We start from the raw sequence: 21,362 nt of genomic DNA, 5'->3' as shown, positions 1-21,362 counted from the left end.
CCTTCCGGCGATCAGAAAAAAGAGGGGGTGGACGGGTCAGGTCACAGGCGGGGCAGGGTGACGCCCTTTTGCCCCATGTATTTGCCCGCCTTGTCGGCGTAGGACACCTCGCAGACGCTGTCCCCCTTCAGGAACAGGAACTGGCACAGCCCTTCGTTGGCGTAGACCTTGGCGGGCAGCGGCGTGGTGTTGGAGATTTCCAACGTCACATGGCCTTCCCATTCGGGTTCCAGCGGGGTGACGTTCACGATCAGGCCGCAGCGGGCGTAGGTGCTCTTGCCCAGGCAGATCACCAGCACGTCGCGCGGGATGCGGAAATACTCCACCGTGCGGGCCAGCGCGAAGCTGTTGGGCGGGATGATGCAGACGTCGGTCTTGCGGTCGACAAAGCTGCTGCCGTCGAACTTCTTGGGATCGACGATGGCGTTGTCGACGTTGGTGAAGATCTTGAACTCGTCAGCGACGCGGGCGTCGTACCCGTAGGACGAGACGCCGTAGGAGATCACCCCCTCGCGCTTCTGGGTCTCGACGAAGGGTTCGATCATGCCCTTGGTCTCGGCCATCTCGCGGATCCAGGTGTCCGGCATGATGCCCATCGGCGGGGTACTCCTTGACGTGTCGATCTTGGGGGGAAAGCGTGTGCGTTCGGTTTGTAGCGGAGGCGGGCGGCAGGCTCAAGAACAGCAAACGTGCCATGCCCGCAGGGCGGGGCGTTTCTTGCGGTTCGGGGTGGCGGTTTCGGGCAGGATCGCGGGCATGACCAACGATCAACTGACCCTGTCGGTGGCCGAGGCCATCGACGCGCAGGAGGCCGACCGCGTGTTCGTCGGCCTCAAGGCGCACAACGAGATGGCCTCGGGCCGGGCCTACACCCGCCGCGATCTGGCGGTGATGCTGCGCGACGCGGCGGGCGTGCTGCGGGCCGGGCTGGTCGGCTACACCAACTGGGATTGGCTTTACGTCGATCACCTGTGGGTGGATGACGGCCTGCGCCGGGGCGGGGTTGGCCGCCGCCTGCTCGACGCGGCGGAAGAGGAGGCGCGGGCGCGCGGTTGCCGCTGGTCGCGCCTCTACACCTATGATTTCCAGGCTCCGGGCTTCTACCCGAAATGCGGCTACACCGAATGGTGCCGCATGGACGGCTACCCCGAAGGGCACGCGCAAATCTGGTTCCGCAAGCCGCTGGTGTGAGTTTCCGTTGGGCTGAACGTCAGCGGTCGATCAGCAGCAACAACCCGTGGCTGCCGGGCAACACGCGGTGCGGGACCCCGGCGGGCACGACATATAGGTCGCCGGGGCCGCAGGTGATTCGTTCGCCCGGAATCTCCAGCTCCATCCGGCCGTCGAGGACGTAGAGCGCCTCCTCATAGTCCGGGTGGTCTTCCCAATCGATTCCGGCCTCGTCCATGCGGATGATCTTGATCGCGCAGGGGCCGACCCGGCCAACGACGCGCGACCGCCACGCTTCGGGCAGGGCGGCGGCGTCGATGGGCAGGTTGATGACCGTCGGGTGCGGGGCGCTCATGACCAGTTCCTATGTGGGCCGTCAGGTGTCGTCCGACCCGTCCGGCGCGTCGCTTTGGGCGCGCTGGCGGGCCTGGTCCTTGCGTTTGCGCAAATTCTCACGCAGCCGCGCGGCCAATCGGTCTTGCCGGGCGTCGGCTGGCTTGGGCTTGGCCGCTGAAGCGGTGGGCGGCGCGTCGTCGGTCATCGGGCGATCCGGTTGCGGGGATCAGTGATCCGAATGGTGCAGGATGACGTCGCGCAGGCCGGTGTCATAGGCCACGCCGACGGCGGTCAGCACGGCGCGGCCCGGTTCGCGCGTCAGGACGCCCTTGCGCTCCAGGATCGTCCACACCGCGTCGTTCTGCAGGCCGGTGGCGTCCTTGGCCGACACCACGGCGTGGCCGAGGTGGAAGTGGTTGCCGTGCGCGTGCGGCAGTTGGGTGATGACGAACGCGCCCTCATCCTCCGCCGGGGTGTTTTCCAGGCGGGCGATCTCCTGCAACAGCGTCAGCGTGCGCAGTTGCAGCGGGTTGAGGTTCAGCGGGTTCTTCTTCGGGGGCATGGCGGTGGACCGTTCGTCTCGCAAGGAATCGTCAGTCGGCGCAGTAGAGGGGCGGAGCGCACGGCTGTCAAGCCACGCACACACGCTTTGCGGGCTGGCGCGCCGCCGGTCGGTCGGGCATAAACGCGCGGGCGGGGTGGCTCGGTTCGCCAACCGTGTTCACCGACCCGTTCCGTTGCCGCTGAAGGCCATTGACCATGACCATCCTCGTCACCGGCGTTGCCGGCTTCATCGGTTCCTCTGTTGCGGGGTCCCTGCTGGACCGTGGGCAGGCGGTGATCGGCATCGACAACCTGAACGACTATTACGCGGTCTCGCTGAAGGAGGCGCGGCTGGCGCGGCTGGCCGGGCGGCCCGGTTTCCGCTTTGTGCGCGCCGACATCAGCGACCGCGCGACGGTCGAGGGGCTGACGGCGGAACTGCGCGACGTCACCGGAATTGTTCATCTTGCCGCGCAGGCGGGGGTGCGCTACTCGCTGGAAAACCCTTACGCTTATGTCGATGCCAACGTCACCGGGCAGGTGGCCTTGTTGGAGGCGGCGCGGCGGATGCCGAATTTGGCGCATTTCGTCTACGCCTCCTCCTCCTCCGTCTATGGGGCCAACCGCAAGACGCCCTTTTCGGTGGAGGACCGGGTGGACAGCCCGGTGTCGATCTACGCCGCCACGAAAAAGGCGGGGGAGATGTTGGCCTTTTCCTACTGCCATATTTATGGGATTCCGGCCACCGGCCTGCGTTTCTTCACCGTCTATGGCCCCTGGGGCCGCCCGGACATGGCGACCTTCCAGTTCACCGAGGCGATTTTGGCCGGGCGGCCGATCCGCGTCTTCAACGGCGGACGGATGAAGCGGGATTTCACCTACATCGACGACATCACCGCCGGGGTGCTGGCCGCGCTGGACCATCCCGCCCCCAAAGACCCGGAGACCGGCGCGCCGCACCGCGTCTACAATCTGGGGAACAACCGTTCGGAAGAGCTGACCCGTTTCATCGACGTGCTGGAGGACGCGCTGGGCCGCAAGGCGGTGCGCAGCCTGGAGCCGCTCCAGCCCGGCGACGTCGTCGAAACCGCCGCCGACATCGAGGCCAGCCGCCGCGACCTGGGCTTTGCCCCCACCACGCCGATCGAGGTCGGCTTGCCGCGCTTCGTGTCCTGGTACCGGGATTACCACAAGATCGCCTGACATGAAGACCGTCTAAACATGGCCGACACACCCCTCACCACCCCTCGCCGCCGCATTCTGTTCCTGGTGACAGAGGACTGGTTTTTCTGGGCGCACCGCCTGCCGATGGCGCGGGCCGCCCGCGACGCCGGTTTTGCCGTCAGCGTCGCCACGCGGGTGGATCGCCACGGCGACCTGATCCGGGGGGAGGGGTTCGACTTGCTGCCGCTGGGCTGGGACCGGCGCAGCGCCAACCCGTTCGCCGCCGTCGCCGCCATCGCCGCGCTGGTCGGACTGTACCGGCGGGTGCGCCCCGATCTGGTCCACCACGTCGCCCTAAAGCCGGTGGTGTTCGGCGGGCTGGCCGCGCGGCTGGCCGGGGTCCCTTGCGTGCTCAACACCCTGACCGGGCTGGGCGACCTGTTCATCGGCGACGACCGCAAGCTGTTGCGGACGCTGGTCGGGCTGGCGCTGCGCCTCATCACCCGGCGGGACAACGCGCTGTTGACGGTGGAGAACGGCGACGATCGCCGGTTCCTGATCGACAGCGGTCTGGCCCCGGCGGACGGGGTGGTGGTGGTGCGCGGGTCCGGGGTGGATGTGGAGCGCTTCGCCCCGCTGCCCGAACCCGCCGACGGGCCGGTGACGGTGGCCTACGCCGGGCGGATGACGGTCAACAAGGGCGTGGCGACGCTGATCGAGGCGCACCAGCGCGTCGTCGCGCGCGGCGTGCCGCTGCGTTTGCTGATGGCGGGCGCGCCCGACCCCGGCAACCAATCCAACCTGTCGGACGAGCAATTGCGCCGCTGGGCCGCTCTGCCGATGGTGGAATGGCTGGGGCAGGTGGCTGACGTACGAACGGTGTGGGCGCGCTGCCACGCGGCGGTGCTCGCCTCCCGCCGGGAAGGGCTGCCGGTCAGCCTGATGGAGGCGGCGGCCTGCGGCCGTCCGTTGATCGCCACCGATGTGCCGGGCTGTCGTGAAATCGTGGTCGATGGCGACAACGGCCTGTTGGTGCCGCCCGACGATCCCGCCGCGCTGGCCGTCGCGCTGGAACGTATCGCCACCGACGCCGCTTTCCGCCAGCGCTGCGGCGCGCGCAGCCGTGCCATGGTGCTGTCCGATCTGGCCTCCGACCGGGTCGGGGCGCAGGTGGTCGGCCATTACCGCGCCCTGATCGCCCGCTGCTCTCCCACCGCTTCCCCCCGCGAGGTCACGCCGTGACGCCGTCGCTCCTGTCCTGTCTGGCCGTTCTCGCCACCGCCACGGTGGTTGCCGCTGCGCTCACTGGTTGGATCGGGGCGTGGCTGCGGCGCAAGGCGATCCTGGACCATCCGAACGAGCGGTCGAGCCACTCCGTGCCGACCCCGCGCGGCGGCGGTTGGGGCATCATGCTGACCCTGCTGCCGGGCTGGGCGCTGGTGGCGCTGCTGGGGCCGGGCGGGGCCGGGTTCGGGGTGGCCAGCTTTGGGGTGCCCAGCTTTGGGGTGTGGGTGATCCTGGCCGGGGTGGCGGTGCTGATGGCGGTGTCGTGGATCGACGACCGCCGCAATCTGCCGCCAGCCCCGCGTTTTCTCTCGCAGATCGCCGTGGTCCTGGCCGGTCTGGCCGCGCTGCCCGCCGACGGGCTGGTGTTCCAAGGGCTGCTGCCGCTGTGGGCGGATCGTCTGGTGGTGGCGGTCGGCTGGCTGTGGTTCGTCAACCTGTTCAACTTCATGGACGGGATCGACGGGCTGGCCGGATCGGAAGCGGCGACCATCGGCGGCGGCGTCGCGCTGGTCGGGGCGCTGGCCGGGCTGAATCCGGCCTTCGGCCTGTATGGTCTGGTCGCGGCAGGCGGGGCGTTGGGCTTTCTGGTGTGGAACTGGCACCCGGCCCGCCTGTTCATGGGCGATGTCGGCAGCGTGCCGTTGGGCTACGCGCTGGGCTGGCTGCTGCTGTCGCTGGCGGCGTCCGGGCATTGGGCCGCCGCGCTGCTGATCCCCGCCTATTTCCTGGCCGACGCCACCCTGACCCTGCTGCGCCGTCTGGTCGAGGGCAAGAAGGTCTGGCAGGCGCACCGTGAGCATTTTTACCAGAAGGCCACCCAGCGCGGGCGCAGCCACGCGCAGGTCGTGCGGCTGGTGCTGGCGCTGAACGTGGCGCTGGTGGCGCTGGCGGCGCTGTCGCTGGTCCTGCCGATGGGCTGGTCGCTGCTGCTGCCGGGGGTGGGGGCGGTGGCGCTGCTGCTGGCGACGCTGGCCCGCCCGGTGCGGGGGATCGCCTGATGCGCGTGCTGGTGACGGGGGCGAACGGTTTCGTCGGGCGGTCGCTGGTTCCGCTGCTGGCCGCGCGCGGGCATTGGGTGCGCGCCGCCGTGCGCCGGGACGGCACCGCCGTGCCGGGCGCGGCGGAGGTGGTGGCCGTCGGCGACATCGGCCCAGACACCGATTGGACGCGCGCGCTGGACGGGATCGACGCGGTGGCCCATCTGGCCGCCCGCGTCCATGTGATGAAGGACCGGGCGGCGGACCCGCTCGCCGCCTTCCGCCTGGTCAACCGCGACGGCACCCGGCGGCTGGCGGAGAGCGCGGCGGCCCATGGCGTGCGGCGCGTCGTGTCGCTCAGCAGCGTCAAGGCGCTGGTGGACGAAAGCCAGGACGCCCCGCTCTACGCCGCCACCCGGCCCGATCCGCACTCCCCCTATGGCGTGTCGAAGCTGGAGGCCGAACAGGCCCTGGGCGCGGTTGCCGAACGGACGGGGCTGGACACGGTGGTTCTGCGCCCGCCGCTGGTCTATGGCCCCGGCGTGGGCGGGAATTTCCGCAGCCTGCTGCGGCTGGTGGCAACCGGTTTGCCGTTGCCGCTGGGCGGGTTGGACAACCGGCGCAGCCTGATTTTTGTGGGCAATCTGGCCGACGCCATCGCGACGGCGCTGACCCACCCCAACGCCCCCGGCGGGCGGTTCCTGGTGCAGGACGGCGCGCCGCTGTCCACCAGCGAACTGGTGCGCGCCATCGGCGACGCGCTGGGCAAGCCCGCGCGCCTGATTCCGCTGCCGGTCGGGCTGCTGGCGCTGGGCGCGCGCCTCACCGGCAAACAGGCGGTGTTCGACCGCATCGCCGGGTCGCTGACGGTCGATGACCGGGCGATCCGCACCGCGCTCGATTGGCGGCCACCGCAGGATTTTGCGACCGGGTTGCGTCACACGGCGGAATGGTTCAAAGCTTCACGCGGCTGAGTTCGGAGCTGCCCTGATCTCCAGGCTTGTCCTGATGTCGGGGGGCGACCGGACGACGGCTGAACGACACAAGGCAAGCGGCATGCGCATCCCGTCCGCACGGGCGTTTATCGTCTATCTCCACGATCTGGTCATGACCGGCGTCGCCGTTGCGGCGGCGCTCTATCTGCGGGTTGGCTCCACCGCCTTCGGCTTTTACGCCGATCCGCTGACGGCGGCCCTGCCGATGATGGTCGGGATTTCGGCCGTCGTCTTCATGCTGTTCGGGCTGTATCGCGGCATCTGGCGCTACGCGTCGATTCCCGATCTGGTCCAGGTCATCCGCGCCGTCACGGTGGCGGTGCTGTGCTTCGTCCTGGCGATGTTCCTGCTGAACCGGCTGGAATCGCTGCCGCGCTCGCTGCCGCTGATCCTGTGGCTGGTGCAGATCGTCCTGTTGGGCGGGCCGCGTTTCGCCTACCGCCTGTTCAAGGACCGCCGCCTGAACCTGCGCGAGGGTGGGGGTGGCGTGCCGCGCATCCCCGTGCTGCTGCTGGGGGTGGGCGACGCGGCGGAGCTGTTCATCCGCTCGCTCGACCAGTCGGGGCAGGCCGCCTACCGCGTCGTCGGCATTCTGGACGACAAGGGCCGCCGGGTCGGCCACGCCGTGCGCGGGGTCTCCGTGCTGGGCGGTCCCGACGATCTGGACAGCGTGGTCGCGGCGCTGGAGCGCAAGGGCGACCGCCCGCAGCGCCTGATCGTCGCCAAGGGATCGAACGAGATCGACGGTGCCACCCTGCGCGCCCTGCTGGATCAGGCCGAAGCGCTGGGCCTGATTCTGTCGCGCCTGCCCAGCCTGACCGAATTCAAATCGGCGCTGGGCGAGGGCAAGGGGATCGAAGTCCGCCCCATCGCGCTGGAGGATCTGCTGGGCCGCCCGCAGGCCGTGCTGGACCGCACCGCCATCGCCGGGCTGATCGCCGGGCGGCGGGTGGTGGTGACGGGGGCGGGCGGGACCATCGGCAGCGAGCTGGTGCGCCAGATCGCCGCCCTGTCGCCGTCCAGCCTGACCCTGGTCGATTCCGGGGAGTTCAACCTCTACAGCATCGAGATGGAGGTGCGGGAACGCTTCCCCGCGCTCGACACCCGCGCGGTGATCGCCGACGTGCGCGACCGCGACCGGGTGTTCCGCTTCTTTGACGCGGTCAAACCGGCCCTGGTTTTCCACGCCGCCGCGCTGAAGCATGTGCCGTTGGTGGAGGCCAACCCGTGCGAGGGCGTGCTGACCAACGTCATCGGCACCCGCAACGTCGCCGACGCCGCGCGGGCGGCGGGCTGTCTGGCCATGGTGCTGATTTCCACCGACAAGGCGATCCGCCCGACCAGCGTCATGGGCGCGGCCAAGCGGCTGGCCGAAACCTATTGCCAGGCGTTGGACGTTCTGCCGCCGCGCGACGGGGCGGAAACGGCCACCCGTTACATGACCGTGCGGTTCGGCAACGTGCTGGGGTCGTCGGGGTCGGTGGTGCCGCTCTTCACCCGGCAACTGGCCAGGGGCGGGCCGCTGACCGTCACACATCCCGACATGCGCCGCTACTTCATGACGGTGCGCGAGGCGGTGGAGCTGGTGCTCCAGGCGTCGGCCCACGGGGTGACGCGGGCGGAGGATCGCGGCAAGGTTCTGGTGCTGGACATGGGCGAGCCGGTGAAGATCGCCGATCTCGCCCGGCAGATGATCCGGCTGGCGGGCTATCGCCCCGGCATCGACATCCAGATCACCTTCACCGGCCTGCGCCCCGGCGAAAAGCTGTTTGAGGAAATCCTGACCGCCAACGAGGCCCCGACCCACACGGCGGCCGACGGCGTGTTCCTCGCCTCCCCCCGGCTGATCGATTACGCCCTGGTGAATCGGGCGCTGGGCGAGCTGGAAACGGCGGCGCGGGCGGGGGACGATTCGCGGGTCCTGGCGATTTTGACCAACACCGTGCCCGATTTCCGCGCCGAAGCGGTGCTGCCGCCCGCCGAGGCGATGGCCGCCCCGCACAACGCCACCGCGACCGTTACCGCGACCGGCGCGCGGGAGGGCTGAAGGGCAGGGCTGTGGCGGGAGGCGGAAGGCAGCGGAAAAAGTTTTCCGGCCTGTGTTTTCCGCGCTTGCACACCCCCGGTGCCTGTGGCATAACCCGCGCCACTTCAGGGGGCGGCCAGCCTGGACGCCCCTCGCGAGTGTGTCGGTTCGGTCCTGCCGAACAGGCGTCTGGTTCGGTATCGGTTTTCGGCGCTGCCGTAGCTCAGTGGTAGAGCACTCCCTTGGTAAGGGAGAGGTCGAGAGTTCAATCCTCTCTGGCAGCACCATCCTCCGGTGAAACCGACACAGACCTCCCCGGCGCTGCCGTAGCTCAGTGGTAGAGCACTCCCTTGGTAAGGGAGAGGTCGAGAGTTCAATCCTCTCTGGCAGCACCATCCCCCGGGTGAACCCGACACAGATCGCCCGGCGCTGCCGTAGCTCAGTGGTAGAGCACTCCCTTGGTAAGGGAGAGGTCGAGAGTTCAATCCTCTCTGGCAGCACCATCCTTCCTCTTCATTGCGAACATCTCCCCATCGTCTCCGCACGGTCCATGCGGGATGCCGCCTTGCGCATCGTCGGCTTGACGGCGCGGGCGAAAGGCCGCACAACCCGGCGGTCGCTGTCGGGCGGCGGTCGCTTCCGGGGAGGATTTTCAACATGGCTGGCAACAGCTTCGGCACGCTTTTCCGCTTCACCACCTGGGGTGAGAGCCATGGCCCAGCCATCGGCGTGGTGGTGGACGGCTGCCCGTCGCTCCTCGACCTCAGCGAGGCCGACATCCAGCCCTGGATGGACAAGCGCCGCCCCGGCCAATCGCGCTACACCACCCAGCGCCAGGAACCCGATCTGGTCAAGATCCAGTCCGGCGTGTTCGAGGGCAAGACCACCGGCACGCCGATTTCGCTGGTGATCGAGAACACCGACCAGCGCTCCAAGGATTACAGCGAGATCGCGGCGAAGTTCCGCCCCGGCCACGCCGATTTCACCTATTGGGAAAAATACGGCATCCGCGACTATCGCGGCGGCGGACGGTCCTCGGCGCGGGAAACCGCCTGCCGGGTGGCGGCGGGGGCCGTGGCGCGCAAGGTGCTGGGCAGCGCCATCCAGGTGCGCGGCGCGTTGGTGCAGATCGGCCCGCACAAGGTGGACCGCAGCCGCTGGGACTGGGCGGAGACCGACAACAACCCCTTCTTCTGCCCCGATCCGGTGATGGCGGCGCAATGGGCCGAGTATCTCGATGGCATCCGCAAGAGCGGCTCGTCGGTGGGCGCGGTGGTGGAGGTTGTGGCGTCTGGTGTGCCGGTGGGGCTGGGCGACCCGCTTTATGACAAGCTGGACAGCGATCTGGCCCGCGCGATGATGACGATCAACGCCGTGAAGGGCGTGGAGATCGGCAACGGCTTCGAGGCGGCGGAGCTGACCGGCGAAACCAACGCCGACGAGATGCGCATCGGGGCCGATGGCAAGCCGGTGTTCCAATCCAACAACGCGGGCGGCATCCTGGGCGGCATCTCCACCGGGCAGGATGTGGTGGTGCGCTTCGCCGTGAAGCCGACCAGCTCGATCCTCACCCCGCGCCAGACCGTGGACATCCATGGCCAGGAAACCGACATCCTGACCAAGGGCCGCCACGACCCGTGCGTTGGCATCCGCGCCGTGCCGGTGGGCGAAGCGATGATGGCCTGCGTGCTGGCCGACCACCTGCTGCGCCGCCGCGCCGAACGGCGCGATTGATGTCAAACGCCGAACGGCGCGATTGAACCGAGTGCCGAACGGCGCGGTTGAGGGGGCGTGTTGCCCGTGTTTGGGATTTCCCGTAGCGTGAGGGCGAAGGAACGACAGCGACGGAGCGTGTTGGGATGACGCGGGCGGTGCGGCAGCGGATTCGAACCGGACGGATTCGGGCCGGACGGATGGCGGGTGTGGCGGCTTTGGCGCTAGGGCTATGGGCCGCGTCGCTGGTCCCGGCGCTGGCTCAATCGGCCCAACCCGCCCCCGACCCCAGCGTGCCGCCGCCCCCCGCCGGTGGCCTGCCCAACGCCGCCGATGGGCGCGGCTTTGTCGAGTATGAGGAGATGGTGAAGGGCTGGAAGCTTTATTGCCAGCTCTGGCCAGCCACCCGGCGCACCGAATGCGAAATTTCCGCCCGCAGCAGCACCGACCGCAACGCCCGGATCGTCTGGTTGCGCTCGACCGAACGCTGGCTCGACGGCTTGCGCTTCCGGTTGGAGGTCGGGACGATGGAGTTGGACAAGCCGGTGCGGGTGTGGGCCGACAAGACGGTGTTCCGCCCGGAATTTCCCTGCAAACCCTTCCCTTTTGAAAGCAACACCTGCGCCGTCACCGACCCGGAGACGAATCGCAAGCTGGTCGAGAGACTGTTCACCGCGCAGGAGGTGGCGGCGGTTGGCCAGAACGCGATGGGGACAAAGGTCGAGGTGCGTTTTCCGCTTGCCGGGTTCAAGGCGGTGGTGGAACGCACCGACCAACTGCGCGCCACGCTGGGCGCACCGTGGATGACGCAAGCTTCGGCGGGCGGCGGCTGACCGGCCCCCCCCGCTTTCGGGACCGGCACCCAAACGATACGGGGCGCACCCTCGCCGGTGCGCCCCGTGTCGTTTCAATCCTTCGCGTGACGCCGTCCCCGTTCCTGAGCCGGTTCACCCGTTTTCCGAAGCGTCACCCGACCCGGTGGTGCAGGGTGAACATCAGGCCGCCACCGTCATGGTCGTCCGCGACGCGCCCATAGGAACCACCGCTGCGGCTGGTCCTTGCCCGATCCGGCTGGATCCGATCCGGCTGGGAGGTGTGCAGCCGTTGGTGGGCCTCCCACACCGTCCGCAACTCCATCCGCGCGGCGATGAGGCGGTGTGCGGTGCGCAGCGCCGCCCAGGCCAGAACGAAGACGCCGGGGGCGACACCGGGCGACAGATCGCCCCGCTGGATCAGCACCACGGTCACGCCCAGCAGAAGCACCTGATAAACGACGCAGCAGAAATGCAGACCGACCGCCATCAGGTCGGTGACATCGCCCACCGCGCCCCAGACGGAGTTCGCCGCGCTGTCATCGGGCGATCCGGCGTCGGGCGATCCGGCAAACGCCCCGTCCTGGTGAAGATCGTCGGCGGCCCCCAACGCCAGCAGCGCCGACAGCCCGACCAGCGCCATCGCCCCCAGCCCGGCGTGAACCAGCCCCAGCCCCAGCGTGTAGATCACCAGCCACGGGGTATCGAGCAGCGGGCCGACCAGCGGGCTGGTCAGGAAACGGCGCACCGCCGTCAAATCCCGGTAACGCTGGGTCAGGCCTACGGAATCAGAGGTGAACGGGCCGCGCGCGTCAGCCCGTTCGGCTTCGCTGAAGCGGTCGGTCAGCGCCGTTCCCAGATTGCGCCCGGCGCGCACCAGCAGGCGGGCGCGGGCCACCCACAGCAGGGTGTGAAGCGCGTAGGCCGCCAAGGCCAGCAGCGCGATCAGCAGCGGCGCGGTCATGCCGTCCCCCGCCGTCAGCGCGCCATAGGCCAGGGTGGTGGCGAATGGGGCCGCCACCGTCAGCAGATTCGCCAGGGTCCCCAGCAGCGCGGCCCCCGTCAATGGCTGGCGGACGGTGGGCCACAGGGCGGCGAGGTGGGGGGAGGGTTGCGAAGCCATTGGCACGCTCTTGGTCGGACGGGTGGGGGAACGGGACGTCATGGACAGGCATCCCCATCGACCGGATCATCATGCGTGGGAAAATTTCCCACGACAAGCGGAATCTCCATTCCCTTTCCTGGTGAGTGCGTTATTGTGGGCAAATCTCCCACGGCGTCGCTGCGGCGCTGCCGCTCGCGCCCGACCAGATCGAGTCATTCCGCCCCGTGTCACCGCAACCGCCCGATATGCCACCGCCGCCCCGTTCCGGGGGGGCACCGCACACGGCACCGCCCCCGGCGGTGATCGCGGCGGTGCGCCGGGTGCTGGTTCCGTTGGTGCGGACCCTGATCGGCTTCGGCATCTCCTGGCCGATGCTGTCGGGGTTGGTGAAGGCGGTGTATGTCGAGGTGGCGGAGCGGGATTTCGGGTTGCCCGGCAAGCCGATGAGCGACAGCCGGATCACGCTGTTGACCGGGGTGCACCGCAAGGACGTGAGCCAACTGCGCACCGCCACCCCAACGGCGGAGGCGGTGGCGGCCACCGCCCCATCCTTGGGCGCGCAGGTGTTGGGGCTGTGGCTGGGGCATGATGATTACCGGGATGCCGACGGATCGCCGCGCCCGCTGCCCCGCGCGTCCGGTGCAGCGGGAGACGTGTCTTTCGAATCGCTGGTGACGGGGGTGAGCAAGGACATCCGCCCCCGTGTCCTGCTGGATGAGCTGCTGCACGCCGGTCTGGTGCGCGAACGGGCCGATGGCCTGCTGGAACTTTTGGTTGCCGCCCACGTTCCGCGTGGTGACATCGACAAGCTGTCGTACTATTACGGGCGGAATCTGGCCGACCATCTGGCAGCGGCCGGGCACAATCTGGCGGGAGGGGGACCCCCCTTCCTGGAGCGGGCGATGTTCCATGACGGTCTGACCGCTGATTCGGTGTCGACGCTGCGGCGGGAGATGGAAGAGGTCGGCATGGCGATGCTGATCCACCTGAACCGTCTTGCCACCGATCTGGCCGCCCGGGACGAGGGCCAGGATGCGGCCATCCACCGTTTCACCGCCGGTCTCTATTCCTTCAGCGCCGACGACGGCGCGCGCCCGGTCGAACCTGAGGCGGCGACCGATGGGGGCAAGGCGTGACACGCGGCAAGCTTCCCTTGGCGTCGTGGGCGCTGGCGCTGCTGCTGTTGATCGCGGCCTGCACCGATGGTGTGTTCACGCCCCGCCACGCCGATCGCGGCATCGGCGGCACCGGCATCGGTGTGGCCGATCGTGGCATCGGTGGGACCGGCATCGTTGGCACCGTCACCGCTTTCGGCAGCATCTGGGTCAATGGCTTGCGGGTTGATGTGCCGCCGGACACCCCGGTGCGGATTGAAGGGCAGGGTGCCCGCGTTCAGGATGTGCGGATCGGGCAGGTTCTGGCGGTGACGGCGGCGGCGACCGGACCGACCGGCCTGTCGGCCCGCCGCATTGAGGTGCGTTACGCCGTTGCCGGACCGGTCGAACGGTTGGTGCAGGGCGGGGCGGTGGTGCTGGGGCAGCGGATCGACGCCACCGACGCGCTGGACCGCGACCGGTTGAGCGTTGGGGCGTGGGTGGCGGTGTCGGGTCTGCGCCGCCTGGACGGCGTGATCGTCGCCGGTCGGATCGACCCCTGGGCGTCGTCGCGCGGTTGGGTGCTGCGCGGTCGGTTGGAGATGGCCGAGTCCGGTCGGCTGCGCGTGGCCGGTCTGATGGTTGGACGGTCGGGAGCGGCGGCGGGTGAGGCCGACGCGCTGGTGAAACCCCTTGGCCGCACCCTGCGTGTCGCTGGAACGCGGTTGGGCGTGGCGTCGAGCGTGGCGCTGGATCCGGTCAACCCGTTCGGTCCGGCCGTGTCCACCCTGTCGGTGGAAACCTATGCCGACGCTCTGGACGCGCTGGCGGCGGAACTGCCGGTGGACGCCGCGTCCATCGCGCCGTTTGCAACAGGCAGCCGGATCGTCATCGACAGTCTGCTGGACCGTCGCGGGTCCGGTGACGGCGGCGGCAGCCGGGCCTTTGGTGCGCCGGGACTTGGCGGACGGGAAGCCACCGGTGGGGATCCCGCCGCCCGCGCGGCGGAGTTTGGTCGCGCGGCGGCTATCGGCGACGGGTTTGGTGCGATGCGGGGACCGGGCGGGCCTGGACCCGGTGCGGGAGTCTCGGGGCTGGCGGCACCGGATCACCCGGCGGGGCGCGCGTATGACGGTCGGGTGGATGGCAATCGCGCGGCCGATGCACCCGATGGGGCGTCGATGCCCTCCCCAACCGGGGTGTTCGCTCCATCCGCGCCATCCGGTGGGATGGGCGGTGCCTGGGGCGGGGGTGGTTTTGGACGCGGGGATTTTGGACGCGGGGATTTGGGGCGTGGTGGCACCTCCCCCGGAGACACCTCCGGGGCGGGGGTGTCCGGTCCCGGCAGTCCAGGGGGGCCACCCGGCGGGCTGGGTCCCGCAGGCCCCAATGTGGGAAGTCTCGGTCCCGGCGGACCACCCGGAGGACCGGGTGGGCCACTGGGGCCAGCAGGGCCGCCCGGCGGATCGCCGACGGGCGGCTTTGGTGCGTCTGGACGGGGCAGCGATTCCCACTGACCGCATCGGCTGTTGCCGTGCGCGGGCGGTGTTTGTCTGCTATGGCTTGGCGCGTTCCATTCCATCACCACGCCGAAGCCGATCATGACCGATGCCGCCTTTCTGAACGTCTCGCATTCCTTGTCGGGCAAGCGCTGGCAGGCCCGCCCCTGCGATGAACGGCAGGCGTTGGCGCTGGCGCAGGGGCGCGGGCTGCCGGAGATCGTCGCGCGGGTGCTGACCGCGCGCGGCGTGACCGATGAGGCGTGCGACAACTTTCTGAACCCGCGCCTGAAAACCCTGCTGCCGGAACCCTCGCGCTTCCGCGACATGGACGCGGCGGCCACGCGCATCGCGCAGGCCATCCGCGCGGGCGAACCGGTGGCGGTGTTTGGCGATTACGACGTCGATGGCGCGACCTCCGCCGCGCTGCTGCGCCGCTTCTTCCGCGCCGTCGGGTCGGAACTGCGCGTCTATGTCCCCGACCGCATCGCCGAGGGCTACGGCCCCAACGCGCCCGCCCTGCTGCGGCTGAAGGCCGAAGGGATCGGGCTGGTGGTGACGGTCGATTGCGGCGTGTCGGCCTTTGCCGCGCTGGAGGCGGCGGCGGGGGCCGGGCTGGATGTCGTGGTGTTGGATCACCACGCCGCTGAACCGCATCTGCCCCCGGCGGTGGCGCTGGTCAACCCCAACCGGCTGGACGAGGACGGAACTTACCGCACGCTGTGCGCGGCGGGCGTCACCTTCATCACCGTGGTGGCGGTGAACCGGCTGCTGCGGCAGAGCGGCCATTACGCCGACCGCCCCGAACCCAACCTGATGGAGTGGCTGGATCTGGTCGCGCTCGGCACCGTGTGCGACGTGGTTCCGCTGACCGGGCTGAACCGCGCGTTGGTGGCCCAGGGGCTGAAGGTGATGGCGCGGCGCGGCAACCCTGGCCTCGCCGCCCTGTCCGACGTGGCGGGGGTGAAGGACACGCCCGACGCCTACCACGCCGGTTACGTGCTGGGGCCGCGCGTGAACGCCGGGGGGCGGGTGGGGGCATCGGATCTTGGCGCCCGTCTGCTGTCCACCGACGACCCGCTGGAAGCGATGGAACTGGCCCAGCGGCTGGAAGGCCACAACGCCGAACGCCGCGCGGTGGAGGCGGCGGTGCTGGACGACGCGCTGGAGCGGGTGGCGGCGGAGGCCGGGCGCGACGCCGATCTGGTGTTCGTGGCGGGGGAGGGCTGGCACCCCGGCGTCATCGGCATCGTCGCCGCCCGCCTGAAGGAGCGCTACAGCCGCCCGGCCTGCGTCATCGCGCTGGAGGAGAAGCCCGACGGCACGGTGATCGGCAAGGCGTCCGGCCGGTCGGTGCGCGGCGTCGATCTGGGGGCCGCCATCATCGCCGCCCGTCAGGAAGGGCTGTTGATCGCCGGGGGCGGCCACCGCATGGCGGCGGGCTTCACCGTGGCGGGCGACAAGCTCGACGCGCTGCGCGCCTTTCTGGAGGCCAAGGTGGGCGAGCAGATGGCGGCGATGCCGCTGGTCCCGACGCTGGAGCTGGACGGCGCGCTGGCGGTGGGGGCGGCGTCGGTCGGGCTGGTCAGCACGCTCAACACCCTCGGCCCCTACGGGACCGGCAACGCCGAACCACGCTTTGCCGTGACCGACGCCCGGATCGTGCGCGCCGACGTGGTGGGGGCCAACCATGTCCGCTGCATCCTGCAAGGCAACGACGGCGGGCGGTTGAAGGCCATCGCCTTCCGCGCGCTGGACAGCGATCTGGGGCAGGCGCTGCTGACCGCCAAGGGCGCGCCCTTCCATCTGGCGGGCATCCTGCGCATCGACCGCTGGAACGGGGCGGAGACGGTCCAGCTTCTGATCGACGACGCCGCCCCCGCGCGCTCGGCCTGAGCCAAACCGGGCCGCCGCAGCCGGTCTGATAAAAAAGAGGAATCCGGTGAAAAAAGGGCTTGCGCGATCCCGCCGTCATCTCTAAAAAGCGCGTCACCGCGAACGACGTCCCCGTCGTCTAGAGGCCTAGGACACCGCCCTTTCACGGCGGCGACACGGGTTCGAATCCCGTCGGGGACGCCACCTACTTCACCAGCACGAAGGCAGGGTCGTTGCGGAGCAAGCCCACCCGCTTGCGAAAACATAGAGGTCCCCGTCGTCTAGAGGCCTAGGACACCGCCCTTTCACGGCGGCGACACGGGTTCGAATCCCGTCGGGGACGCCATGTTTTCTTTGGGTGTTTCAAAAAGTTTTTGATTTGAAAAAGCGCTTTGACCGGACCGCCACAGGGCGGATCGCGGTTTGACGCGCTTTTTGCGTGCGCGGGTTGCGTGCGTGGATGTCGATAAGAACGCAGCCCTTCGGACGCGTCCTTATCAAGCAGTCACCAATGGGCAGTCACCAATGGGCAGTCACCAATGGGCACGCACCGATGGGCTGCCGGTCACGGTGTGGCCGTCACTCCGCCGACGCGTCGGCGCTTTCCGGCGGCTCTGTTTCCGGCAGCGCCTCCGTGGTGTAGAGCGCCACGCGCAGGCCGCCGTTGGTGAAGGTCAGCGGGTTCGGGGCGAAGGGCAGGCCGGTGGCGCGGGCCAGCGCAGCGTCGCTGGTCACGATGGCGACGCGCCAGCCGCCGAAACGGGCCAGAAGGGTGCGGCCCAGCGCCTGATAGAGCGGGAACAGCGATTTGACGTCGCCGATGCGGGCACCATAGGGCGGGTTGACGATGACCAGACCGGGCGGGCCATCGGGGCGGGTGCGGTCGCTGACGGCGTGCTGGTCGAACTGGACCCAATCGGCCACACCGGCCTTATCGGCGTTGGCGCGGCTCATGGCGATGGCCCCGCCGTCGCGGTCGCTGCCGTAAAAGCGTTGGCTCGGCGCGACGGCGGCGTTGGTGGCGCGCATCCGTTCCCAGCGCGCCGGGTCGAAGCTGGCGAGTTGCTCGAAGGCAAACGCACGGGTGCGGCCGGGGTGCAGACCGGCGGCGATCTCCGCCGCTTCGATGACGAAGGTTCCCGACCCGCACATGGGATCGACCACCGGTTCGCGCCCGTCATACCCGGCCAGCCGCAGCAGTTGCGCGGCCAGCGTCTCCCGCATCGGGGCCTTGTGGATGGCGTCCTTGTGGCCGCGCTTGTGCAGGGATTCGCCGGAGGTGTCGAGGCTGATGGTGCACAGATCGTCGTCGATCCGCACCTTGATGCAAATCGTCGCCTCGTCGGAGATCGGCGCACCCAGAGTTTCGGTGATGGCGCGCTCGACCCGCTGCGCCGTCGCCCCGGCGTGGTAGATGCGCGACGCCTTGCAGGAGGCCTCGACCCGCACCGGCACGTCGGCGCGCAGCACGTCGCCCCAGGCCACGCGGCGCGCCCGCTTGTCGAGCTGGGCCAGATGCAGGGCGCGGAAGGAGGCGATGCGGGCGAGCACGCGGGTGGCTCCGCGCAGCTCCAGATTGGCGCGCCACACCTCCGGCCAACCGCCGCTGACGGTGACGCCGCCCTTGATGGCGACCGCGTCGGCAAAGCCCTTCTCCTGGGCCTCCGCCAACAGGGCGGGTTCCAGACCGGGCGCGGTCACAAGGAACAGCTCCAGGGTGTCGGGGATGGCGGCGGGGGAGGGGGCGGTGGTGTTCATCCCCCTACATAGCCCGCCCATCGCCGGTCATCGACAGATTTCTAAGGCCCCTCACACAACGTCCGGCGAGGCCAGACGGCAGAAGGTCCCCTCGCGTTCCACCTGGACGGTGGCGTGGCCGATGCCGAAACGCTCCTTCAGCGTCTTGGCCACGCTGTCGAGCAGCCCGTCGTCAGGAGTCGCGTCGGGCCGGACCAGATGGGCGGTCAACGCCGTCTCGGTCGTGCTGATCGGCCAGATGTGCAGGTCGTGCACGGCGGTCACGCCGGGCAATCCGGCCAGATAGCGTTCGACGGAGGGTTGGTCCACCCCGTCCGGCACGGCGGCCAGCGCCAACCGGGTGGAATCGCGCAGCAACCCCCATGTGCCCAACGTGATGACGGCGGCGATCACCAGACTGGTGGCGGGATCCAGCCACTGCCAGCCGGTGACACCGATCAGCGCGGCGGACAGCACCACCCCCAGCGACACGCCGGCGTCGGCGGCCATGTGCAGATAGGCCCCCTTGATGTTGATGTCGCTGTGGCGGCCACCCATGAACAGCAGGGCGGTGAAGCCGTTGATGAGAATGCCGATTCCGGCGACGATCATGACCGTGGTTTCGGCCACCGGCTGCGGGTTGCTCAGGCGGGTGATGGATTCCAGCGTGATCGCCCCGACCCCGATCAACAGGATCATCGCGTTCAGCAGCGACGCCAGGATCGAGGCGTTGCCCAGCCCATAGGTGTAGCGCCCGTTCGGCGCGCGCCGTCCCATCCACACCGCCGCCCAGGCGATCAGCAGCCCCATCACGTCGCCCAGATTGTGCCCGGCGTCGGCCAGCAGCGCGGTGGAGTTGGAGAGCAGGCCATAGGCCGCCTCCACCACCACAAAGCCGATGTTCAGCGCGGCCCCCAGGGCAAAGGAGCGGTCGTAGGACACCGGGCCATGGTGATGGCCGCCATGGGAATGGCCGCCATGGGAGTGACCGCCGTGCGCGTGCCCGCCCTTGGCCGAACCGCCATGCGCATGGCCGTGATGGCCCTCACCCTTCTGATCGTCACCATGCGGCATGGATCAGCCCCTTGGTGGCGTTGACCGGCTCGACCTTCGGCCCGCCGCTCATGCTGTGCCACGCCCAGCTGTAGCCGGTGTAGGCGGCGGTGTAGGCGACACCGGCCCCGCAGCCGACCGTGGCCGACGCGGCGACCGCCGACACGGCGATGGAGGTGGCGACCCCGCTGTTGACCAGCGGCATCAGGATCAACCCGCTGGTCAGCCCGCTGACCGTCGCCCCGCTGAGGCAGGAGATGACCGCCTGTTCGGTGAAGCTCTGGGCCTCCTGCGCGCTGGCGCTTCCCGCGCTCAACAGCCCGGCGAGGGCCAGCGTTGGAAGAAGGGCGGAGCGGACGGCGGGCGGAACGCGGTGCATCATGCACCTCCGGTGCTGAAGGGGGGCGGGAAGGGGGCGGGCGCACAACACACAACCCATCCCGCATTATCGCCGCCCGTTGCGGTGCCGCAAGCGGAAAGCGCGCCTGGATTGCGCGCTCGCCCCCACCCCCGGTCTTGCGTGGGCGAACCGCACCGCCTAGCTTCGGGGCCACACAGTCCCGTGCGGAGAAAAGGCATTATGAAAGCGCGTGTCACCTGGGTGGACGGCAAGATGTTCGTCGGCGAATCCGGCAGCGGCCACGCCGTGGTCATGGATGGCGCGCCGGAGGCCGGTGGCCGCAACCTGGGCATCCGGCCGATGGAAATGCTGCTGATCGGCATGGGCGGGTGCAGCTGCTTTGACGTGGTGATGATCCTGGAAAAGGGCCGTCAGGCGATCACCGATTGCGTCGCCAGCGTCGAGGCCGAACGGGCCGAGACCGACCCGAAGGTCTTCACCAAGATCCACATGCATTTCACCGTCACCGGGCGCGGTCTGGACCCGGCCAAGGTCGAACGGGCGATTGCCCTGTCGGCGGAAAAATACTGCTCCGCCTCCATCATGCTGGGGCAGACGGCGACGATCACCCATGATTTCGAGGTGGTGGAAGCGCCGTAACCGGGCAAAAGGGGCAGGGGGATGCTCCCCGCCCCCGTTCCTGGTTTACGCGTGCAGCATCTTCAGGCCGATGATGCCGCCGACGATGGCGGCGATGCAGAGCAGCCGCGCCGCGCCCGCCGGTTCGCCGAACAGAATCATGCCCAGCGCCGCCGTGCCGACCGTGCCGATGCCGGTCCACACGGCGTAGGCGGTTCCCAGCGGCAGGGTTTTCAACGCCCAGCCCAACAAGACGACGCTGGCGGTCATCGCCACCACCGTTCCCACGCTGGGCCAGAGTTTGGAAAAGCCATCGGTGTATTTCAGGCCGATGGCCCAGGCGACTTCGAACAGACCGGCGAAAAACAACACGACCCACGCCATGACGGCGCCTCCGTCGATGATGGAAGGCAGGGCCGTCCCCGCGCGTTTTGGTGAACCCGTTTGGTGCGCGGGGCCGTCCCCGCCGGGCAGACCGCCCATATGGGGCCGGACGGGTGATGGGTCAAGCGGTGAGGTGCGTTTGCGCTGGCGGTTGCATCGGTGACGCCGCCCGTGCAGGATGGGGTTCCTGAATGGTTCCCCTGTCGCGTCGCTGGCCCTGGCCCGTGGCGGCGCTGGGGCTTTCGATGTTGGGACAGAATGACCGATCACGTCGCCGCCGCTGACTCCGCCGATTCCGCCCTTGACGACCGCCGCAAGCGGCTGCGCTTCCGCTCCTGGCATCGCGGCATGCGCGAGATGGATTTGCTGATCGGCAGCTTCGCCGACGCCCATGTCGGCGGTTTCGATTCGGCGATGCTCGACCGCTACGAAGCGCTGTTGGAGCTGAGCGACCCCGATCTCTACAACTGGATGTCGGGGCGCGAGCCGGTGCCGCCGGAGCATGACAACGACATCATGAAGCTGCTGACCGCCTTCCGCTACACCCCGCGTCAAGGGTCCTGAGCGGGTTTGTCTGAGCGGCTTTTTCCGGCTGTTTTCCGTCTGTCGCGTG

At 69.2% G+C, this 21,362-nt stretch carries 22 protein-coding genes and 5 tRNA genes; 18 read left to right on the top strand and 9 right to left on the bottom strand.

Translation table 11 applies throughout. The features are described 5' to 3' along the window. Positions 1-41: 41 nt before the first annotated feature. A complete protein-coding gene (gene dcd, locus EJ903_RS04225) occupies positions 42-596 on the bottom strand; it encodes a dCTP deaminase (protein ID WP_126612409.1) in 555 nt (184 codons plus the stop codon). 160 nt (positions 597-756) lie between these two features. Between dcd and EJ903_RS04220 the strand changes: the two genes are divergently transcribed. Beyond that, the gene (locus EJ903_RS04220; protein ID WP_126612407.1) at positions 757-1,191 is read left to right on the top strand and encodes a GNAT family N-acetyltransferase; all 435 of its coding nucleotides are present in this window, start codon (positions 757-759) and stop codon (positions 1,189-1,191) included. Between the two features lie 19 nt (positions 1,192-1,210). Here EJ903_RS04220 and EJ903_RS04215 read toward each other — a convergent pair whose 3' ends face one another. Genes EJ903_RS04215 through EJ903_RS04210 form a run of 3 tightly spaced genes read right to left on the bottom strand, consistent with a single transcriptional unit; the run spans position 1,211 to position 2,068 of the window. Further along, positions 1,211-1,525, bottom strand: coding sequence for a cupin domain-containing protein (locus EJ903_RS04215; RefSeq protein WP_126612405.1), 315 nt, complete (start codon positions 1,523-1,525; stop codon positions 1,211-1,213). A gap of 21 nt (positions 1,526-1,546) precedes the next feature. Continuing rightward, positions 1,547-1,711: a hypothetical protein gene (locus tag EJ903_RS27225; protein WP_174237238.1), complete on the bottom strand. Its 165-nt coding sequence runs from the start codon at positions 1,709-1,711 to the stop codon at positions 1,547-1,549. Positions 1,712-1,732: 21 nt separating this feature from the next. Beyond that, on the bottom strand, positions 1,733-2,068 hold the full coding sequence (locus EJ903_RS04210) for a hypothetical protein (RefSeq protein ID WP_126612404.1): 336 nt from the start codon (positions 2,066-2,068) through the stop codon (positions 1,733-1,735). Positions 2,069-2,265: 197 nt separating this feature from the next. Here EJ903_RS04210 and EJ903_RS04205 point away from each other — a divergent pair, with 197 nt between their 5' ends. The 10 genes from EJ903_RS04205 to EJ903_RS04160 all read left to right on the top strand — a co-directional run bounded on the left by EJ903_RS04205 (position 2,266) and on the right by EJ903_RS04160 (position 11,044). Then, complete coding sequence (locus EJ903_RS04205; RefSeq protein WP_126612402.1) at positions 2,266-3,252, top strand: NAD-dependent epimerase/dehydratase family protein; 987 nt, start codon at positions 2,266-2,268, stop codon at positions 3,250-3,252. Between the two features lie 18 nt (positions 3,253-3,270). Continuing rightward, positions 3,271-4,455 carry a glycosyltransferase family 4 protein gene (locus EJ903_RS04200; protein ID WP_246015172.1) on the top strand — a complete coding sequence of 395 codons (1,185 nt, stop codon included), beginning with the start codon at positions 3,271-3,273 and terminating at the stop codon, positions 4,453-4,455. After that, positions 4,452-5,498 carry an MraY family glycosyltransferase gene (locus tag EJ903_RS04195; RefSeq protein ID WP_246015170.1) on the top strand — a complete coding sequence of 349 codons (1,047 nt, stop codon included), beginning with the start codon at positions 4,452-4,454 and terminating at the stop codon, positions 5,496-5,498. Before EJ903_RS04200 ends, EJ903_RS04195 begins: the two co-directional genes overlap by 4 nt. Next, the gene (locus EJ903_RS04190) at positions 5,498-6,451 is read left to right on the top strand and encodes a UDP-glucose 4-epimerase family protein (protein WP_126612401.1); all 954 of its coding nucleotides are present in this window, start codon (positions 5,498-5,500) and stop codon (positions 6,449-6,451) included. The genes EJ903_RS04195 and EJ903_RS04190 overlap by 1 nt, the downstream gene beginning before the upstream one ends. Positions 6,452-6,533: 82 nt before the next feature. Then, the gene (locus tag EJ903_RS04185; protein ID WP_126612400.1) at positions 6,534-8,519 is read left to right on the top strand and encodes a polysaccharide biosynthesis protein; all 1,986 of its coding nucleotides are present in this window, start codon (positions 6,534-6,536) and stop codon (positions 8,517-8,519) included. Positions 8,520-8,710: 191 nt separating this feature from the next. Then, a tRNA-Thr gene (locus EJ903_RS04180) sits at positions 8,711-8,785 on the top strand. Positions 8,786-8,818: 33 nt separating this feature from the next. After that, positions 8,819-8,893: transfer RNA gene (locus tag EJ903_RS04175), tRNA-Thr, on the top strand. A gap of 33 nt (positions 8,894-8,926) precedes the next feature. After that, a tRNA-Thr gene (locus EJ903_RS04170) sits at positions 8,927-9,001 on the top strand. A 154-nt stretch (positions 9,002-9,155) separates the two neighbouring features. Next, the gene (aroC, locus tag EJ903_RS04165) at positions 9,156-10,232 is read left to right on the top strand and encodes a chorismate synthase (protein WP_126612399.1); all 1,077 of its coding nucleotides are present in this window, start codon (positions 9,156-9,158) and stop codon (positions 10,230-10,232) included. 125 nt (positions 10,233-10,357) lie between these two features. Then, the gene (locus tag EJ903_RS04160) at positions 10,358-11,044 is read left to right on the top strand and encodes a hypothetical protein (protein WP_126612398.1); all 687 of its coding nucleotides are present in this window, start codon (positions 10,358-10,360) and stop codon (positions 11,042-11,044) included. 133 nt (positions 11,045-11,177) lie between these two features. On the opposite strand, the gene EJ903_RS04155 is transcribed toward EJ903_RS04160, so the two are convergent. Then, positions 11,178-12,188, bottom strand: coding sequence for a 6TM ABC transporter family protein (locus EJ903_RS04155; protein WP_126612397.1), 1,011 nt, complete (start codon positions 12,186-12,188; stop codon positions 11,178-11,180). 185 nt (positions 12,189-12,373) lie between these two features. On the opposite strand from EJ903_RS04155, the gene EJ903_RS04150 reads away from it, so the two are divergent. The 5 genes from EJ903_RS04150 to EJ903_RS04130 all read left to right on the top strand — a co-directional run bounded on the left by EJ903_RS04150 (position 12,374) and on the right by EJ903_RS04130 (position 16,942). Continuing rightward, entirely contained in the window at positions 12,374-13,264 is an 891-nt protein-coding gene (locus EJ903_RS04150) for a DUF6502 family protein (protein ID WP_210211372.1), read from the top strand. Further along, the gene (locus EJ903_RS04145) at positions 13,261-14,739 is read left to right on the top strand and encodes a DUF5666 domain-containing protein (RefSeq protein WP_126612396.1); all 1,479 of its coding nucleotides are present in this window, start codon (positions 13,261-13,263) and stop codon (positions 14,737-14,739) included. Before EJ903_RS04150 ends, EJ903_RS04145 begins: the two co-directional genes overlap by 4 nt. Before the next feature lie 84 nt (positions 14,740-14,823). Beyond that, positions 14,824-16,617, top strand: a complete 1,794-nt coding sequence (gene recJ / locus EJ903_RS04140; RefSeq protein WP_126612394.1) for a single-stranded-DNA-specific exonuclease RecJ — start codon at positions 14,824-14,826, stop codon at positions 16,615-16,617. A 107-nt stretch (positions 16,618-16,724) separates the two neighbouring features. Further along, positions 16,725-16,800: transfer RNA gene (locus EJ903_RS04135), tRNA-Glu, on the top strand. Between the two features lie 66 nt (positions 16,801-16,866). Then, positions 16,867-16,942, top strand: a tRNA-Glu gene (locus EJ903_RS04130). 233 nt (positions 16,943-17,175) lie between these two features. Here EJ903_RS04130 and EJ903_RS04125 read toward each other — a convergent pair. Genes EJ903_RS04125 through EJ903_RS04115 form a run of 3 tightly spaced genes read right to left on the bottom strand, consistent with a single transcriptional unit; the run spans position 17,176 to position 19,768 of the window. Then, positions 17,176-18,354 carry a THUMP domain-containing class I SAM-dependent RNA methyltransferase gene (locus EJ903_RS04125; RefSeq protein ID WP_126612392.1) on the bottom strand — a complete coding sequence of 393 codons (1,179 nt, stop codon included), beginning with the start codon at positions 18,352-18,354 and terminating at the stop codon, positions 17,176-17,178. Between the two features lie 51 nt (positions 18,355-18,405). Beyond that, positions 18,406-19,407, bottom strand: a complete 1,002-nt coding sequence (locus EJ903_RS04120) for a cation diffusion facilitator family transporter (protein ID WP_126612390.1) — start codon at positions 19,405-19,407, stop codon at positions 18,406-18,408. After that, positions 19,394-19,768, bottom strand: coding sequence for a hypothetical protein (locus EJ903_RS04115; RefSeq protein ID WP_126612388.1), 375 nt, complete (start codon positions 19,766-19,768; stop codon positions 19,394-19,396). The genes EJ903_RS04120 and EJ903_RS04115 overlap by 14 nt, the downstream gene beginning before the upstream one ends. 198 nt (positions 19,769-19,966) lie before the next feature. On the opposite strand from EJ903_RS04115, the gene EJ903_RS04110 reads away from it, so the two are divergent. Further along, a complete protein-coding gene (locus EJ903_RS04110) occupies positions 19,967-20,386 on the top strand; it encodes an OsmC family protein (protein WP_126612386.1) in 420 nt (139 codons plus the stop codon). 45 nt (positions 20,387-20,431) lie between these two features. Here EJ903_RS04110 and sugE read toward each other — a convergent pair whose 3' ends face one another. Then, on the bottom strand, positions 20,432-20,749 hold the full coding sequence (gene sugE / locus EJ903_RS04105; protein WP_126612384.1) for a quaternary ammonium compound efflux SMR transporter SugE: 318 nt from the start codon (positions 20,747-20,749) through the stop codon (positions 20,432-20,434). A gap of 258 nt (positions 20,750-21,007) precedes the next feature. On the opposite strand from sugE, the gene EJ903_RS04100 reads away from it, so the two are divergent. Continuing rightward, positions 21,008-21,313, top strand: a complete 306-nt coding sequence (locus tag EJ903_RS04100) for an FAD assembly factor SdhE (RefSeq protein ID WP_126612382.1) — start codon at positions 21,008-21,010, stop codon at positions 21,311-21,313. The last annotated feature ends 49 nt before the right edge of the window (positions 21,314-21,362 follow it).

It is taken from the genome of Azospirillum griseum (genome assembly GCF_003966125.1).
Lineage (GTDB): Bacteria > Pseudomonadota > Alphaproteobacteria > Azospirillales > Azospirillaceae > Azospirillum > Azospirillum griseum.
This window is presented reverse-complemented; position numbering and strand designations above follow the sequence as displayed.